The sequence below is a fragment of the Bacillus sp. CR71 genome, assembly GCF_003429245.1.
In the GTDB taxonomy this organism is placed as follows: Bacteria; Bacillota; Bacilli; order Bacillales; family Bacillaceae_G; genus Bacillus_A; species Bacillus_A thuringiensis_S.
The window spans coordinates 1,687,478-1,703,875 of the sequence record NZ_CP031748.1 but is presented as its reverse complement, the minus strand read 5'-3'; the positions used below and the strand labels follow the sequence as shown (position 1 = coordinate 1,703,875).

Sequence of the window (16,398 nt, the reverse complement as noted above, 5' to 3'; positions counted from 1 at the left end):
TGCGGAAGGTTTTTCTTATATAATCGCTTTAATTCCTTCTAACACTAATCCAATCATAAATCCGCAAACCGCCCCGTTCACTCGGATCCACTGCAAATCTTTACCGACATTATTTTCAATCATTTCGATTAACGTTTTATCGTCTAACTTATCAAGGTTTTCTTGTACAAGCTTACCAATTTTCGAATGGTTCTTCTCAATAAGATTCACAACTTGTTTTTGTAACCAATCTTCTATTTTTTGAACTGTCTGTTCATCTTCTTTTATTTTATTCATTTGTTTTTGTAAAAATGGAATAACATATTGATTAGCAAATTCTTCATTATTTACAAAAGCAACTGCTCTTTGTTGTACTTGCTCTAGCATCTCTTTTATTTTGTCAGTAGCATTCCAATTCGCAATCCACTTTTCTTTCCAATTTTCTAATTCCTGTAATAAAGCTTCATTTTCTTTTACATTGATAATCTCTTGACGAATCTTCGCTAATATAAGTTGTCTTGTGCTATTATCAGCCTCTTGTAAGCTGTTAATATTACTAATGATAAACTTCTGCAAAATACCGCCAATTTTATCTTCATCTACAATATTCATAAATGATTTCAAAGTAAACTGCAAGAATCCATCTACTTTTATATTTTCCATCGCCTTCATACCTAAGCTACCGAGCTGGTAACGAGCTTCATCTTGCGCTGTCCAATCTTTTACCTTCACTAATATGTAATCAAGTGTCTTTTCATCATATTCTTGCACAACTAATTGATCAACAAGCACTTGTAAAATATTACTTGTATTAATTGTATGTAAATATGTTTTTAATTCTTTTTCAATAATAACAGCTAACTTTTCTGTATCTATTGTTACAATTGCTTTCTCTGCAATCGTTACAATCCCCTTTTTCACAGCATCAGACTGCATTTCTCTCTCAGCAATTTGCAGTACCATTTGTGCTAACTGCATCTCTTTTACTTTATTCGTAATACTTTCTTTCGTTAGCCATTCATTTTCTAACGTATGAATGAGCCCTTTTGTTACCCGTTTACGGTTTTTAGGTAACAAAGCTGTATGCGGAATTGGTATTCCCATCGGATGACGGAATAAAGCAGTAACCGCAAACCAATCCGCAAGTCCCCCAACCAATCCAGCTTCAAATCCACCTTGTATAATCTCTCCAGCTACCGTTCCTTGAAAAGGGATAGAAGCCGCAAAGCCGACACCCATAACCCCAAGCGAAATACCCGCTATATATTTAGTCTGTAATGACATCGTATACACATCCTCTTATTATGTAAAATAAAGCTTTTTTGTTATATTTATTCAATATTAGTTATCCTTTATATATACTATAAAGAACTATTGTGAAAATAACAAAGATTTTTATGTACATGAAAAAATGAGGCTACAACTAGCCTCATTTTTCTTATATCGTTAATTCCAAACCTTTCCTATAATATTCATTCATTACATCTTTAGGAACCATGCTTCCACCCGTTCCCCACACAATATGAGTACCTTTTTTCACTTTCTCTGTTAACTGTTGCTTTTGTAAATACTCATCTTCTTTACACACTTTCACTGGCCCTATCATACCTGCTAGTGCAGAAGGCTCTAAATAAATATTCTCCGTATCAGCTAGTTCTTTTAACAATCTATATAACTCTTCATCGTTTACTGTATAATTTCCACTTAAAAATGGTTCCATCGTTTTCCCGACAAATCCAGACGGTCTTCCTACCGCAAGTCCATCCGCATCTGTTACATTATCAATTCCGATATCTTGAACGGCAATTTTGTCATGAAGGCCTGTCATTAAGCCGAGTAACATACATGGTGAGTGTGTTGGCTCTGCAAAGAAACAATGAACGTTGTCTTTATACAATAACTTTAAACCGAATGCTACTCCGCCAGGTCCTCCTCCTACTCCGCACGGAAGGTAAACAAATAAAGGGTGATCTTCATCTACTACAACCTCTAGCTCTTCTAATTGCTTTTGTAATCGTGATGCTGCTACTGAGTATCCTAAAAATAGATCATGTGAGTTTTCATCGTCTACAAAATAACAGCTAGGATCCGCATCTGCCTGTCGTCTTCCTTCTTCTACTGCTTTGCTATAATCATCTTCATATTCAATAACGTTTACACCTTTACTTCTTAATAAACTTTTCTTCCATTCTTTTGCGTCTGCTGACATATGAACAGTTACATTAAAACCTAGATTCGCACTCATAATTCCTATGCTAAGTCCTAAATTCCCTGTAGAACCTACCGCAATTGAATACTTCGAGAAAAACTCTCTACATGTATCACTATCTAAAATGGAATAATCATCTTCTTCTGTTAACATTCCGTGCTGCAATGCTAGTTGCTCAGCATGTTTCAACACTTCATAAATGCCACCTCTAGCTTTAATTGATCCTGATATCGGGAGATGACTATCACATTTTAATAATAATTCTCCTAAAATAGGTTGCTTGTAATTTGTCTCTAAAGCTTCTTTCATAGAAGGTATTTTTACTAAAGGTGATTCGATTATGCCGTTAGTCCCTTTCGTTTCAGGAAAAACTTTCGCAATATATGGCGCAAAACGCTTTAATCTCTCTTCCGCATCTTTTACATTCTCTTCATTAAGTGGTGAATCTTTTATTGCCCTTTCATACTTTTCTATGTGTGGGTTTATCCAAAATACTTCTTTTGTTGCAATAAGTTTATTCACTAATGGGTATTCTGCTTGTAATGCCCCTATTTCTTTCATTTTGTTTCCTCCTTATATCCTTGTAGCTCACCATATAATAAATTATAATTAAATTAATTTTAATATAGTTTAACACAAATCGTTCACTTTAGTTAATTTTAATTTAATTTATTTAAATATAATTTAATAACCCTTGAGGAGATTTTCATTATGGAAAATATAGATATTGGTAAAAAAATTGAAAAACAAAGAAAAGAAAAAGGTTTAACTAGTAAAGAACTAGCAAAGATGGCCGATATTACACCATCTATGTTAAGTCAAATTGAGCGTGGGTCGGCTAACCCTTCTATTCAAACATTAAAAGTGCTTGCTAAAGCTCTTGATGTTCCAACATTTAGCTTTTTACTTGAAGATACAAATACAGACGATTTAATTGTACGTTCCCATAAACGAAAGAAAATGATTATCGATAATTTATCATATGAAATGCTTTCACCTGATTTCACTGGAAATTTAGCAACAGCAATTATGACCGTCCCGCCTAATACAGCTTCATCAGAAAATGTGCTAGAACATAAAGGAGAAGAATTAGCATTTGTCTTAGATGGGAAAATCACATTATATTTAAACGAGGAAGAATACGTATTAGAAACTGGTGACAGTGTAAAGATACCTGCTTATTTAAAGCATAAATGGGTGAATCATTTTGAAAAAAACGCGATAGTTTTATTTTCTGTTACTCCGCCGATTTTTTAATGTATAAATAAAAACAGGATGGTTCTTATAAAATGCGGATTATCCTGTTTTTATTAAATAAGAAAGTGAAATTTTTGTTAAAAACTTAACAGTTGGACCCAATCCGAACAATCCTCCTAAAAACATATTTACAACTGAAACTATCCCTCCCATTGATGCTAACGTATCATGAGTCAGATTCATCCCACCACTACCAGAGGCACTTGTAATATTCACATAAAAATAAGAAATACGTAAAAATTAATTGATTTTTCAGAATTTTGTTGAAAAATATGGTAAAATCACTCTTATACTTCTTCTATTTTGTTATTATAGAAATAATTAAATTAGGATACTTTTATCGGATGGGGGAATATATAATGAGTGTGTTATTAAAAGGGCATGAACAGATTGTCAACGAATTAAACATTTTATATCAAGTAATGGTAGCGGAGCAATTAATTGAAGCGAAACAATTAAAAGAAAAAATAGAGAAACAGATTAATAAAATTGAAGCTGATCAAAATCTATCGCTTTACTACTCCCTACTAAACTTTAAATATAAGGTCCTAACCGATTGGACAAACATTAAGTATGATACTTTTAGTCAAATTGTTCGTTTAGACAATCCAATAACTGAAGACTTTATTACTTATTATTATCACTTTTTTAAAGCTGAACATGCTACCATTATTGGAAATTATGATGAAGCAAAAAAAGAATACGAAAAAGCTGAATCCCTTTTAAAACATGTACCAGGCGAACTAGAAGAAGCTGAATATAAATATAAATTTGCTATATTTAATCACCATACAAACAAACCACTTACAGCAATCAATTATGCAAATCAAGCTAAAGAGATTTTCTCAAAATATCCACGTTATGAAATTAAAATAGCTCTATGCGAAAACATTTTAGGCTCATGTTCTGTTTATTTAAAACAATTCGAACAAGCCGAAGAGAACTATAATTCAGCAATCAATATTTTACAAAAGCTGAAAGACGATACACTAATCTTAAAAGTTCGAAATAACTTAGGTTGGCTCTACTCTTCTCAAAATCTATCAACCCTTGCTATTAGACATCTTACAATAGTTACAAACAAATTACCTAAACACCTAAAAGCCAATTTTCTACAAGCCAAAGAACATTTTATTTTAAATGAAAAAGAACTTGCAAACCATTGGGTTCAAAAAGGCTTAGAAATTTGTAATGAATTAAATAATCAAGAATATAAACACCATTTCACTATCTTAAAAACACAACACACTGGTATTCTAGACGACTTAGAAAACGCAATCATTGCAGGCACTACATATTTTAACAGTAAAGAATTATACGATTATGCACAAGAATATTACGAATTATTAGCAGTAGAATTTCATAAAGTGAATAAAATAGAGAAATCTCAAAAATATTTTTTCAAAACTTACGAAGCAAAACAAAAATTATTAACTAAGGAGGCACTAAGATAATGAAAAAGATTAGTTTAGCTATTTTAACCTTTACATGCATACTTGCTTTTGGATTTAATAATTTTACTGAAAGTCAACAAGCAAAACAACTTCCAAAATGGGATACAGATAAACAAGAAACACATGCAGACCTATAGAAACCTAAAAACCCCTAATAAAGGGGTTTTTAGATTTCTACAATATAATGATTTAGCATATGATGAAGAAATATGCTTATAAAAGATAGCCATACACAGATACTCTCTGTACATGGCTATTTTTTATTTTTTCGACACTAACAAAATCCCTAAACTAATAATACAAAAGCTCATTATTTGCTGTGCTGATAGACCAAACAGAACCGAATTTTGTTCACTAACAAGCGAAATAATGATTTGAGCAAACCCCTCAATAATTAGAAAAACACTTATATTCTTTCCATTTCCAAGCCTTTCATTTTTCATCCATAAAAAGCCCATTATACAAAGAGCAAGGATGATCTCATATACGAAAATAGGGTGATATAAAAGTTTAGATTCATATATTTTTATTCCCCATGGTAGTGTCGTTTGTGCGCCTACTTCATGATGTAATAGAAAATAAAAGATAATACTCACACACAGACTAAAAGGCAATACATCAAGTAAAATACGAAGCGAAAATTGCTCCTTTTTACTTTTCCAAACAATGTATACACTCGCAATTACGCATCCTACTACAATATGTTGCATACTCCCAACAGCTAATATTGCTTGCACTGGCGCCCCAAAAGCCCATACAGGATTTAAAATTAATGGCGCAAACTTCCATACAAATACGATGATAAGAAAAGCATTTGTTACGGCATCCATCATTTTTTCATATGATACATTTTGATGCCTCATCTTTCGTTTCATCAACATAAATCCAAATAGACTTCCAATTATAAGAGATATGGGTTGTAACCTCACGATCCACTCCATCGTCACGAAATCTCCTTTTAATTCTCAATCAATTTCTTAAATTTCTTTTCTAATTGATCTGGTGGTAATACACCTCGTACATGATCTACTATGATTCCATCTTTATTAACAAAAAATGTCGTCGGTAAAGAGAATACTTTATAATCTAGTCCAGCTACTCCGTCCATATCTAGTAGAACAGGAAACTCAAACCCATAGCGATTAGCAAATGCGCTTGCTTCTTGTACTGGGTCACTAACAGTTGCATTCACCGCAAAAATTTCAACATCCTTTTTATATTTATCATACATATGAACTAAGTCAGGTGCCTCCATTTCACACGGCCCACACCATGATGCCCAAAAATTAATAATATACGGTTTTCCCTTGGCATCATTTAACGACTGCAACTTTCCGTCTAATCCTTTTAATATGATGCCAGGTGCTTTAAAACCTACTTGTGGTAATACTTCTTTCTCTTGTAACTCTGCTTGCTTTGCTTTTCTTTCCTTTTCTTCTTTCTTTGAATTATAAAAGTTAACCCCCGCCCAAACGAGAGCACCTACTAGTATAATAGCAATTAGTTTCTTCACTTTTCTTCCTCCTCATTTTTAAAAGCCTGTAAATCCACCGAATAGACGAATAAAGAATGCTGTAATTTTCGTCATTTGATTTGTATACAATAAAATACCTGTTACAATCATCATTCCACCGCCAATTTTCATCATGACATTCGCATATGTAACAATCCATTTTACCTTCCCAATAAAGAATGCCATCACGAAAAATGGAACCGCAAACCCAAGAGTATACGCTGTAATATAAAGAAGTGCCCCTTCAGGATTCGTCGCGCCAAGCATGAGTACAGCTGAAAATATCGGTCCAACACATGGCGTCCAACCCGCTGCATATGTCATACCGACTAAAATCGAGCGAATATATCCAGTCGATTTACTTCTATACTGCACCTTTTTCTCTGCCATAAGCCACTTAGGCTGAAACAAGCCCGTCATAAATAGCCCCATTAAAACAATAAAAATCCCACCAATTTGTTGAATCAATTTTTGGTTAGATGAAAATGTTATTCCAATCCAGCTTACCGATAAACCTAACGCGTAAAATATAACCGAAAATCCGATCATAAAAAATATGGTATGTATAATCGCTGATTTTTGCATAATCCCACGATTTTCTTTTAAATCTTGGATAGACACACCTGTAATATAAGATAAATAAGATGGATATAACGGTAAAGAGCACGGTGATATAAATGACAATACTCCCGCCCCAGCCACAAGCCAAATTGTTAAATCTGCTGCATTCATTTTATTCCCCCTAAAACACTACAATAAGTAGTGTTTATTCTTAAAAAAAAGAGGCTATATGCACTCTCCGACAATAAGTACAACCGACATACAGAATAAACCTACTGTTACATATACCGAATTCGTATGTAACGGAATAGTAAGCTTAACAACCTTTTCATTTAACACTTGCTCGATTCGTAAATTTATTGCTGTTTTTGCAAATGAAGCGGTAACACATCGATTTTCCATTGTCTTTATTTTAATTAATTTTAATAACGCGCTACCTAACTCAAATGAAGATTCCATTTTTTGCATCGCATATTTATCAGCAGCTAGCTCCTGATACGTATGATATCGCTGTAACAACCCTTTTAATATCGGGATGTACATCATTCCTTCTGCTAATAACGTAAAACAAAATAATTTTAGCGGATCCCAATTCTTTTGATGATATTCTTCATGGAAAATAATTGCATCAATTTCTTCATCTGAAAACGTCTGAAGCAAACCTTCCGACATGACAACTTTCGGACGGAATAATCCAATTGTAAATGCCGCAACTTCCGTAGTCGGCAATATATATATTTGTTTTCCTTTTCGGATGAAAGGGATAAGTACTTTTTGTAATTTTTTACTATAGAAAAATTGTCGCCAAATTCTTTTGCACACGATTAATATAGTAAGTAATAATAATCCAGCGATTATAATACGAATCAGCGATAATTCTTTCATATGTTTTTCTAACTGGAACAAGCAAAAATTTGAAAGAAAGAACATCTTATTTTGAAACAGAAATGGATATGTAACGTAATACACTAACATACTGAAAAAGAGGGTACTAACAATTACTGCTAACAATACGATTTTACGCATTTGCCATTTCATTTCATTAATCCTCTTTTTTTAACTGACTCAATTTGTCTTCTAACTTTTTTATTAAAGTCGGATCAGCCTGCTCTAACTCATCTAACATATGATTTACAACTAAATCTCCAAATTCCCCCATCAATTCCTGTGTCATTTTCTTCGTTTGCTTGGATAAGAATTCTTCTTTTGTTTGTACAGCACGATATATGCCACTTCTTTTTACAATCTGTTTTTCTAAGTGTAACTTCTCTACTAACCTGTTCATAACTGTCATAACAGTGTTAAAATTCACAGGCGATTCTTCACTTAATTTCTGCTGCACTTCTTTAATCGTAATACCTTTGTTAGACCAAACAATCTCCATAATTTTCGCTTCAAGCGGTCCAAAGAAATGATTTAACCCGTGCTCATTTAATTTATAGTTTTGAGTAAACATAGTATGACTCCTTTCACACTACGAATTGTAGTACAAATTAAATAAAAGGTCAAACACGAATGAGATACACTAAAATTCACTACTTATAAATACGTACGCCATTCCATTAATTATAAGCCTAACTTATCTCCAAATGTATCAAAAAGATACTGCTCTAATATTTGTACACTAAACTTCTCATTACGCCCAAGTGCAAATAATTCCCGATCTTTCGCTACGATAGTATCTAACGGAATAGCTACATTATCCACTATTTTTGTAATTTCAATTATATTACTTTTTACATTTACTTCTGTTTTAAATTCAACATTTTCTAACACTATATGTGAACGTCTTCCTGATGCAAAAAAAGTAAAATTAGGATTTTTAACAACGCCAATTTCAGTCTCTAACGCATATAAATAGTGAAAAATTACATCTCTGTGCCCATCTTTTATTATTTTTTCATCCTTCTCATCGTCTAAGTATTCTTTCAGCTTCGTTGTAAATTCAAATCGAAAATCCACTTTTTTCACGCTCCTTCTTTGTATTTCATATTAAATAAATATATTGAAATAATTTTACCATATTGTAATACAACTTCCTATTAAAAGTAAAAACTGTTTTGGAAAATCGCTATTATTTCCGATTTCCTTTTAAAATATAAATATAAATTCAATATGAATTAATACTTCATTATATCTATTTAAACATATTTTTTCCATTTTTTGAAACATTAGTATGAAATATTATATATCAATGAATGGTTTCTAATTCACTGATATATATAATCAGTGTTTTCTTTACTATTCCGATATACTTAAGCTACATTTTCTAATTATTGATTACATTACAGAAGGAATGTAACTCTCTTCTATCGAATTTTTATATAACAAAAATGATTAGGTGGTGCTTTACTATGAAATTAGCTGTCATTGGTGGCGGTGATTTACAAGATTCAAATCACTTGCCTATTAATGAACGCCTTATAGAATTAACAAATAAACAGTATCCAAAAGTATTGTTTATTCCAACGGCAAGTCATGATGATGAAAGCTATATAAAATTATTTTTAGACGCGTTTGAAAAACAATTACATTGTGAAGTACAAATTTTACGTACTACAACAGATTCACCTTCTAAGTATGAAATAGACGAGATGATTCATTCAGCCGATTTAATTTATCTAGGTGGCGGGAATTATATTCACATGTTTACGCAATGGAAAGAACATAGACTCGATGAAAAATTATTATTGGCTCTGCAACAAGGAACACTTATTGCTGGTTATAGCGCTGGTGCTATGTGTTGGTTCACGTCTAGTATCCGATCAGATTATGAAGGTTCTGGTTATATAGAGAGTAACGGATGGGGGATTGTTAATAAAAGATTTTGTCCACATTATAATCAATTAAATAGAATGAACGCCTTCCATTCCTTTTTACAAAATCATCAAGGGAATATAGAAGGAATTGCACTGGAGGATAATTGCGCTTTATATATTACAGAGGAATCCTTTGAGATTATCGGTGAACCAGAAAAAGCGTGGGAGTTTTATATGAGTGATAAAACACTCATTAGACAACATTTTGATATAACTTTAAAAAGCTATTTGTAAACCTGCACCTACAAAAAAATGTCCCTAAGTCAAATAACTTAGAGACATTTTTTCTATTTAACTAACTAATCGTGTAATTCGTTTCTTTTGCCATGAAAGCTTATAATATGCATACTGTAGTATTAAGCTGACAATAAATGCTGCTGGATACCCGATCCAGATCCCTTCTATTCCAAGACTTGTATGGTAAGAAAGATAATATGCTACGGGTACTTCCACAAGCCAAATTGAAACAACTCCAATAACAGTTGGCCAAAGTACTGTACCACTCGCTCGCATTGTCGCACTAATAATTTGTGCATGACCGAAAATTAAATAACTCCATAACGTAATCATAACTAAGCTATGAGCAATTTCAATTGTAGTTTGACTCGTTAAAAATAGTGATAAAATGTCTCTTGAGAATAAGTAAATAAGAGCTATTAACACACCACCGATGACGTAGTTCATAATAATTCCGACCTTCACAACTTTCTGCAATCGATCAAATTGATTCGCCCCAATTGATTGTGCTGCAAAAATAGAAACTGTAATACCAAGGCTAACTGCTGGCATTTGTACATAACTTGCAACTTGATTCACAACTCCGTAAGCAGCTGTTGCATCCGAACCGTAACGATTTACAAACGCGATTACAGCAATTTCAGATAATGAAACTAATATCATATTAATACTCGCTGGAATACCGAGCCTTAGCAATAGCTTTAATAACTCCCCATCCATTCGAAGGTATTTTCTAACCGTGCTATCTAGTTGTAATGGGTGATTTTTCTTCTTTAAATACAAAAGCATGACAATAAACGTAATAACTGTAGATATAACAGAGGCATAGGCTGCTCCATACACATCTAATTTCGGAGCTCCTAACCATCCAAAAATAAGAATTGGTAATAAGATCATATTTAGCGCTGTACTTACAATTAAAAAGTAAAATGGCGTTTTAGAATCTCCTGTACCTCTCATAAATGTTGTGTATGCGAAATATAAAAATAATACTGGCATCGATATAAATAAAATTCGTGCATAATGTACACTTATTTCAATAATATTTTCTGGCGTTCCCATTAGACGCATAATATCCATCGCAAAAATACTGCCTATTATCGCCAACACAACTCCAATAATAAAGGTAAATGTCAGCGTCGTACCAACGATAGCTTTTAAACGATCTTCGTTTTTAGCACCAAACGCCTGACCAATTAAAATAGAGCTTCCTGAACCGATACCAATTACAAATGAAACGAGCAAGAAAAATAATGGGAAGAATGCTGATATAGCCGCTAAATCATTAACTCCAAGCCATCTTCCTACTACTACCATACCAAATAATTGTCCAACTGATTGTAGTACATTACTTAATAATAATGGTACTAAAAACATCGACATCGATTTCCAAATCGGTTTACTCTCACTTTCCAACTTATGTGACTCCGCACCTTCTTTATTGTTATCTGCAGGTGGTTTCAAATTTCATTTCTCCTTTTATTAAAAATCAATTTTCAATATCTATCTCTTTGTATAGTTGTTATAATACTGTGCTTCTATTCACTTTCTTTTCGTATGATTATAACTTCACCCAATATTGACTTCCATCGGCTGTTCGATCTAAAAATCCATACTCGATTAAATATCTTCTTAAAGTTACGAAATCAGGGTATACATTTTCTATCACTGTATTTACTTCTTTTTCAGTATACTTTTTATTACTATCAAACTTCTTTACTAAATGACGTAATATAATTAATTTACGCTTTTGTTTTTTCGGAAATTTAGAAAGAGGTCCATCTAATCCTTCTGTAAAATGAGCTTTTAATACTTCATCATTTTCTTCTTCCGTAATATTGTATCGATCATCCACCATCGTTGCTGTTCTATGAATTGGTACAAATTTCGTTTGTACTTTTGATTTTTCTTCTGATAATTCCATTAGAGCTAAAAATACTTTTGCTTGCTTCATTTTCTCTCGCAGTGTAAATCGATGATTACGAATTGTTGATGTACTTCCGCCATCCAACTCTTTTACAATTTCTTTATCATTCAGTCCCATATGGAAAAACTGAACCATTTTCTTTTGTAAATCCGTTAAACCAGTAAATTTCTTATCCATATTTAACAAATAATCAAACATAGACGTATGCTCATTTTGAATATGCAATCGGACGAACTTCTCTGCTTCATACAAAACTTGATTATCTTGATAAATAACACCTTTAATAAATGTTTCACCACAAGCTAAGCAAATGTACTCCTCTTTTTCTCCATCAAACACATACCCTTTCTTTAATTCCTCTATTGACGCATCCCAAAACTTCTCTGAAATACCACTCATACTAAACACTCCTTCAAAATGTTTATTCAAAAACCAAACAAATCACTATAACGTTTATTACCACTTCACCATCTTATCATAACACAAACAAACATTTCAACATTTCGTTTACCCATTTTATAAACTTTTATAAAAACATCTACCGAAAGGGTTTAATACAACGAAAAGCGAATGTGTTTATAGAAATTCATTTTATATGATGTGGATTAGAACATGGATATTCTTCAAGACTCTTGGTTTACCGTTAAGCAAATTGCACAGAATACATATGCGATTAGTGAATATGGAACCGGTATTCATCCATTACAAAACTTCAGTATTCAATTTCAACTACAAAAAAGATGTTTCCGTATAAGAAAACACCTTTTACTTTTTATCCCACATTTAAGGGCAGTAAGACTCCCACATCAAAATTCAGCGGAAGCAAAGAAGTTAAATGAGGGCGGGCTGCCCTTAAAAGCCCGATTGGTGAGGGCTAATAATCAGTTGATTAAAGTTTCAATTTATATATTCTATTTACAGTCTCTACTAAAACCTTACTTGCTTGTACAAATGTATGCTTTCGATTTCTATCTTCAACAAATTTATTAGCACAACTACTCATAATCATCATACAACTAATTATGACTAACACTATCTTTCTATTCTTGTAAGTCACTTCATGTCACTCCACTATTACAAAACTTCTTTTGAATTTATCCTATCAAGAAATTTTACATGAATAATAAAACGTGTGAATATGCAATTCTGCATATTCACACGTTTTATCACAATGTTATGATTTAATTTAGTTAAAGAACAAGTATACCGAGGTGACTAACTTGAAATTTAAAGCGAAAAAAAATCCATTCCACGTCATTTTCATTACTTTATTTCTAATTATTTTTTTCGTTTCGTTATTCTTCCAAAATGAAAATTCTATTTTTTTCACTCTCATGATGCTATTAAATATCGTGAATCTTTCTTCATTCTATTTCTCTCACTACAACGTAACGGAATCATCTCTTGTTGTAAAACACGGTTTCATACTTCGTACTGAAATCCCATTTAAAGACATTCGCCATATTAAGTACTCTGGCAAAAAACTTCGTTCAAAAAAATGGACTAGGCAACAATTAGAAATTAATTATAATTTATTTGACTCAGTGACCACTTTCGTACCACAAGAAGAAGAAAAATTCATTTCACTCTTAAAAGAGAACTGCCCACAGATGAAAGTAATGAATACGCCTGCTAACAAATAATATATTTTGAAGCTTGCAGTATTGCAAGTAGATGAAACATAAAAATGAACATCAAAAAAGCCAAGATTCTATACTAAGAACCTTGGCTTTTTCTATTACTCTTTTGGAGCAATCATTTTCTTTGGATCTACAATTTCATCAAATTGCCCTTCTGTTAGTAGCCCAGATTGCAATGCTGCTTCTTTTAAAGTTAATCCCTCTTTATGAGCATACTTCGCAATTTTCGCTGCATTTTCATATCCGATATGTGGGTTTAGCGCTGTTACAAGCATTAGTGAACGATTCACATTTTCATTAATTACTTCTTCATCTGCTTCAATACCAACTGCACAATTGTCATTAAACGAAACAATTGCATCCGCTAATAAGTGAGCTGATTGTAAGAAGTTATAAGCAATAACAGGTTTAAATACGTTTAACTCAAAGTTACCTTGGCTCGCAGCAAATCCGATTGTTGCATCATTCCCCATCACTTGCGCTACAACCATCGTTAATGCTTCACTTTGCGTTGGATTTACTTTACCTGGCATAATAGAGCTTCCTGGTTCATTGGCTGGAATAATAATTTCTCCAAGACCACTACGTGGACCACTTGCAAGCCAACGTACATCGTTAGCGATCTTCATTAGATCTGCAGCTAATGCTTTTAATGCACCGTGAGTATATACAACTTCATCATGGCTCGTTAATGCATGGAACTTATTTGGTGCAGAAACAAATTGTTTACCTGTAAATTGACTAATTTCCTCTGATACCATCTCACCAAATTTAGGATGAGCATTAATACCTGTTCCAACCGCAGTTCCACCAATTGCTAACTCTTTCATATATGTATTGCTCTCTGCAATCATACGCTCTGTTTTTTCAAGCATACGGTGCCATCCGCTAATTTCTTGCCCTAAAGTTAACGGTGTTGCATCTTGTAAATGTGTACGACCAATTTTTATAATATGTTCAAATGCAGTTACTTTTTCTGCTAAAGTTCCTTTTAATTTCCTGATTGCTGGTAATACGTGATTTTCTACTGCGATTACACAAGCTACATGGAGCGCCGTTGGAAATGTATCATTTGAACTTTGTGACATGTTCACATCATCATTTGGATGAATATGTACGTCAGATCCATTCTCTTTCAAAATTTGATTCCCACGATTTGCAATTACTTCATTCACATTCATGTTTGACTGTGTACCACTACCTGTTTGCCATACGACAAGCGGAAAATGTTCATTCCATTTCCCTGCAATCACTTCATCAGCAGCTTCTACAATTGCTTCTGCTTTTTCTTCTGATAACTTTCCTAATTTTTGATTGCTAAGCGCTGCACTCTTCTTTAAAATTGCAAATGCTTTTACAATTTCAAGCGGCATTTGCTCTGTTCCAATTGGAAAGTTTTCTTTACTACGTTGTGTTTGTGCTGCCCATAATTTATCAGCTGGAACTTTTATTTCTCCTAATGTATCTCTTTCAATTCTGTACTCCATGTTTTCATCCCCTTGAAAATATAATACCTACATCTCTTATAATAACAGACTTTTTCTTAAATGATAAGAATTCTCACTCTTATATATAGATATTTTATATTTATTTTAAAAAATTCCTCTTGACCTAAACTTAAGTTTAGGCTGTATCCTTTCCATTGTAACCTACTATAACACTACTGGAGGAATTCAATATGAAAAAATATGCTTTTATAACAGGTGCGAATAAAGGAATTGGATATGAACTTGTTCGTCAATTAGCAGAAAAAAATTATCACGTATTTTTAGGTGCTCGTAATGAACAACTTGGACAACAAGCCGTAGACTCTTTAAATGTTTCAAACGTTTCCTATATTCAAGTAGATATTTCAAATTCACAATCCATTCAAGAAGCAACAAAGAAAATTCACGAAACGACTGACCATTTACATTTATTAATTAATAACGCAGGCATTGCATTAGACTTCAATACGCTACCTAGTGAATTAAATATTGAAACTTTACGCCAAGGATTTGAAGTTAACTTTTTTGGAACTTTCCAAATGATACAAGCCTTTTTACCATTATTAAAGAATTCAAGCAACAGTAAAATACTAAATGTAACAACTGACATGGCCTCACTAACAATGTTTGCTAATGGTGAAACACATCCAATCAATACACTAGGATATAATTCTTCCAAAACTGCTATTAATGCTTTAACATTAGCTTTTAGTAAAGAATTTGCTACTAACGGTCCAGAAGTATTTGGGATAACTCCTGGTTTTACAACTACTGATCTTAATGGAAATTCCCCTGGTGGCCATACAACTATTGAAAGTGCTAAAATTATTATTAAATATGCATTAAGTGAAACAAACTATAATGGTAAAATACTAAATAAAAATGGCATTATACCTTGGTAACAAAAGGATGAATGATATGTATTATACAATTGGGCAAGTCGCCAAAATGCAACACTTAACTATTTCTCAAATACGTTATTATGATAAACAAGGACTGTTCCCTTTTCTGCAAAGAAATGAAAAAGGAGATCGAGCTTTTGATGAAGAAGCACTCAAATACTTAGAAATGATTTTGTGTTTAAAAAACACTGGTATGCCTATTCAAAAAATAAAACAATTTATCGACTGGTCTATGGAAGGAGAATCTACCATCTTTCAACGGTTGGAATTAATGAAACAACAAGAGACCAATGTCTTACAGCTCATCCAAGACACTGAAAAAAACTTAAAAAAGATACAACAAAAAATTGCTAAATATGAGAATGAAGTAACTTCAGCAGATGCTATTACAAAATAAAAAATCACCTTCTACA

The 16,398-nt window shown here is 32.7% G+C and carries 20 protein-coding genes; 8 read left to right on the top strand and 12 right to left on the bottom strand.

Going from position 1 to position 16,398, the window contains the following annotated elements; all coding sequences use genetic code 11:
- Positions 1-15: 15 nt before the first annotated feature.
- Together DOS87_RS08890 and DOS87_RS08885 are read right to left on the bottom strand one after the other, a co-directional pair.
- Positions 16-1,263, bottom strand: a complete 1,248-nt coding sequence (locus DOS87_RS08890) for a DUF445 domain-containing protein (protein WP_000058309.1) — start codon at positions 1,261-1,263, stop codon at positions 16-18.
- A 154-nt stretch (positions 1,264-1,417) separates the two neighbouring features.
- Positions 1,418-2,749 carry a D-serine ammonia-lyase gene (locus DOS87_RS08885; RefSeq protein ID WP_000658546.1) on the bottom strand — a complete coding sequence of 444 codons (1,332 nt, stop codon included), beginning with the start codon at positions 2,747-2,749 and terminating at the stop codon, positions 1,418-1,420.
- A gap of 150 nt (positions 2,750-2,899) precedes the next feature.
- Between DOS87_RS08885 and DOS87_RS08880 the strand changes: the two genes are divergently transcribed.
- Complete coding sequence (locus DOS87_RS08880) at positions 2,900-3,445, top strand: helix-turn-helix domain-containing protein (RefSeq protein WP_000427637.1); 546 nt, start codon at positions 2,900-2,902, stop codon at positions 3,443-3,445.
- 39 nt (positions 3,446-3,484) lie between these two features.
- On the opposite strand, the gene DOS87_RS08875 is transcribed toward DOS87_RS08880, so the two are convergent.
- Positions 3,485-3,661, bottom strand: a complete 177-nt coding sequence (locus DOS87_RS08875; protein ID WP_003309331.1) for a hypothetical protein — start codon at positions 3,659-3,661, stop codon at positions 3,485-3,487.
- A gap of 143 nt (positions 3,662-3,804) precedes the next feature.
- On the opposite strand from DOS87_RS08875, the gene DOS87_RS08870 reads away from it, so the two are divergent.
- On the top strand, positions 3,805-4,899 hold the full coding sequence (locus DOS87_RS08870; protein ID WP_000114844.1) for a response regulator aspartate phosphatase: 1,095 nt from the start codon (positions 3,805-3,807) through the stop codon (positions 4,897-4,899).
- Positions 4,899-5,036 carry a hypothetical protein gene (locus tag DOS87_RS08865; protein ID WP_000724012.1) on the top strand — a complete coding sequence of 46 codons (138 nt, stop codon included), beginning with the start codon at positions 4,899-4,901 and terminating at the stop codon, positions 5,034-5,036. The genes DOS87_RS08870 and DOS87_RS08865 overlap by 1 nt, the downstream gene beginning before the upstream one ends.
- Positions 5,037-5,159: 123 nt before the next feature.
- Here DOS87_RS08865 and DOS87_RS08860 read toward each other — a convergent pair whose 3' ends face one another.
- From DOS87_RS08860 to DOS87_RS08835, 6 genes are all read right to left on the bottom strand, one after another.
- Positions 5,160-5,840 carry a prolipoprotein diacylglyceryl transferase family protein gene (locus DOS87_RS08860; protein WP_086389909.1) on the bottom strand — a complete coding sequence of 227 codons (681 nt, stop codon included), beginning with the start codon at positions 5,838-5,840 and terminating at the stop codon, positions 5,160-5,162.
- 17 nt (positions 5,841-5,857) lie between these two features.
- Entirely contained in the window at positions 5,858-6,412 is a 555-nt protein-coding gene (locus DOS87_RS08855) for a TlpA family protein disulfide reductase (RefSeq protein ID WP_086402953.1), read from the bottom strand.
- Between the two features lie 18 nt (positions 6,413-6,430).
- Positions 6,431-7,144 carry a cytochrome c-type biogenesis protein CcdA gene (ccdA, locus tag DOS87_RS08850; protein WP_000990435.1) on the bottom strand — a complete coding sequence of 238 codons (714 nt, stop codon included), beginning with the start codon at positions 7,142-7,144 and terminating at the stop codon, positions 6,431-6,433.
- 54 nt (positions 7,145-7,198) lie between these two features.
- Positions 7,199-8,011 (bottom strand): M56 family metallopeptidase, encoded by an 813-nt coding sequence (locus DOS87_RS08845; protein ID WP_000871954.1) that lies wholly within the window; start codon positions 8,009-8,011, stop codon positions 7,199-7,201.
- Between the two features lie 4 nt (positions 8,012-8,015).
- Positions 8,016-8,429: a BlaI/MecI/CopY family transcriptional regulator gene (locus DOS87_RS08840; RefSeq protein WP_000495050.1), complete on the bottom strand. Its 414-nt coding sequence runs from the start codon at positions 8,427-8,429 to the stop codon at positions 8,016-8,018.
- 110 nt (positions 8,430-8,539) lie between these two features.
- Positions 8,540-8,935: a DUF3942 family protein gene (locus DOS87_RS08835; protein ID WP_000347524.1), complete on the bottom strand. Its 396-nt coding sequence runs from the start codon at positions 8,933-8,935 to the stop codon at positions 8,540-8,542.
- A gap of 392 nt (positions 8,936-9,327) precedes the next feature.
- On the opposite strand from DOS87_RS08835, the gene DOS87_RS08830 reads away from it, so the two are divergent.
- Positions 9,328-10,026 (top strand): peptidase E, encoded by a 699-nt coding sequence (locus tag DOS87_RS08830; protein ID WP_208730239.1) that lies wholly within the window; start codon positions 9,328-9,330, stop codon positions 10,024-10,026.
- A gap of 57 nt (positions 10,027-10,083) precedes the next feature.
- On the opposite strand, the gene DOS87_RS08825 is transcribed toward DOS87_RS08830, so the two are convergent.
- Positions 10,084-11,493, bottom strand: coding sequence for an MATE family efflux transporter (locus tag DOS87_RS08825; RefSeq protein ID WP_000804121.1), 1,410 nt, complete (start codon positions 11,491-11,493; stop codon positions 10,084-10,086).
- A gap of 97 nt (positions 11,494-11,590) precedes the next feature.
- A complete protein-coding gene (locus DOS87_RS08820; RefSeq protein ID WP_000014491.1) occupies positions 11,591-12,355 on the bottom strand; it encodes a DUF2087 domain-containing protein in 765 nt (254 codons plus the stop codon).
- 213 nt (positions 12,356-12,568) lie between these two features.
- On the opposite strand from DOS87_RS08820, the gene DOS87_RS08815 reads away from it, so the two are divergent.
- Together DOS87_RS08815 and DOS87_RS08810 are read left to right on the top strand one after the other, a co-directional pair.
- Entirely contained in the window at positions 12,569-12,946 is a 378-nt protein-coding gene (locus tag DOS87_RS08815) for a hypothetical protein (RefSeq protein ID WP_002162860.1), read from the top strand.
- A gap of 230 nt (positions 12,947-13,176) precedes the next feature.
- On the top strand, positions 13,177-13,599 hold the full coding sequence (locus tag DOS87_RS08810) for a PH domain-containing protein (protein ID WP_000669083.1): 423 nt from the start codon (positions 13,177-13,179) through the stop codon (positions 13,597-13,599).
- 95 nt (positions 13,600-13,694) lie between these two features.
- Here the strand turns inward: DOS87_RS08810 and fumC are convergent, their stop codons facing one another.
- Complete coding sequence (gene fumC, locus DOS87_RS08805; protein WP_000456612.1) at positions 13,695-15,083, bottom strand: class II fumarate hydratase; 1,389 nt, start codon at positions 15,081-15,083, stop codon at positions 13,695-13,697.
- Positions 15,084-15,274: 191 nt separating this feature from the next.
- Here fumC and DOS87_RS08800 point away from each other — a divergent pair, with 191 nt between their 5' ends.
- Positions 15,275-15,985: an SDR family NAD(P)-dependent oxidoreductase gene (locus DOS87_RS08800; RefSeq protein WP_000759560.1), complete on the top strand. Its 711-nt coding sequence runs from the start codon at positions 15,275-15,277 to the stop codon at positions 15,983-15,985.
- A 16-nt stretch (positions 15,986-16,001) separates the two neighbouring features.
- A complete protein-coding gene (locus tag DOS87_RS08795; protein WP_000291857.1) occupies positions 16,002-16,382 on the top strand; it encodes a MerR family transcriptional regulator in 381 nt (126 codons plus the stop codon).
- The last annotated feature ends 16 nt before the right edge of the window (positions 16,383-16,398 follow it).

Excerpts from the sequence above, each read along its gene's own strand:
- DOS87_RS08890 (WP_000058309.1), bottom strand. The coding sequence starts at position 1,263 with ATGTCATTACAGACTAAATATATAGCGGGTATTTCGCTTGGGGTTATG.
- DOS87_RS08885 (WP_000658546.1), bottom strand. The coding sequence starts at position 2,749 with ATGAAAGAAATAGGGGCATTACAAGCAGAATACCCATTAGTGAATAAA.
- DOS87_RS08880 (WP_000427637.1), top strand. The coding sequence starts at position 2,900 with ATGGAAAATATAGATATTGGTAAAAAAATTGAAAAACAAAGAAAAGAA.
- DOS87_RS08870 (WP_000114844.1), top strand. The coding sequence starts at position 3,805 with ATGAGTGTGTTATTAAAAGGGCATGAACAGATTGTCAACGAATTAAAC.
- DOS87_RS08865 (WP_000724012.1), top strand. The coding sequence starts at position 4,899 with ATGAAAAAGATTAGTTTAGCTATTTTAACCTTTACATGCATACTTGCT.
- DOS87_RS08860 (WP_086389909.1), bottom strand. The coding sequence starts at position 5,840 with ATGGAGTGGATCGTGAGGTTACAACCCATATCTCTTATAATTGGAAGT.
- ccdA (WP_000990435.1), bottom strand. The coding sequence starts at position 7,144 with ATGAATGCAGCAGATTTAACAATTTGGCTTGTGGCTGGGGCGGGAGTA.
- DOS87_RS08845 (WP_000871954.1), bottom strand. The coding sequence starts at position 8,011 with ATGAAATGGCAAATGCGTAAAATCGTATTGTTAGCAGTAATTGTTAGT.
- DOS87_RS08840 (WP_000495050.1), bottom strand. The coding sequence starts at position 8,429 with ATGTTTACTCAAAACTATAAATTAAATGAGCACGGGTTAAATCATTTC.
- DOS87_RS08830 (WP_208730239.1), top strand. The coding sequence starts at position 9,328 with ATGAAATTAGCTGTCATTGGTGGCGGTGATTTACAAGATTCAAATCAC.
- DOS87_RS08820 (WP_000014491.1), bottom strand. The coding sequence starts at position 12,355 with ATGAGTGGTATTTCAGAGAAGTTTTGGGATGCGTCAATAGAGGAATTA.
- DOS87_RS08815 (WP_002162860.1), top strand. The coding sequence starts at position 12,569 with ATGGATATTCTTCAAGACTCTTGGTTTACCGTTAAGCAAATTGCACAG.
- fumC (WP_000456612.1), bottom strand. The coding sequence starts at position 15,083 with ATGGAGTACAGAATTGAAAGAGATACATTAGGAGAAATAAAAGTTCCA.
- DOS87_RS08800 (WP_000759560.1), top strand. The coding sequence starts at position 15,275 with ATGAAAAAATATGCTTTTATAACAGGTGCGAATAAAGGAATTGGATAT.
- DOS87_RS08795 (WP_000291857.1), top strand. The coding sequence starts at position 16,002 with ATGTATTATACAATTGGGCAAGTCGCCAAAATGCAACACTTAACTATT.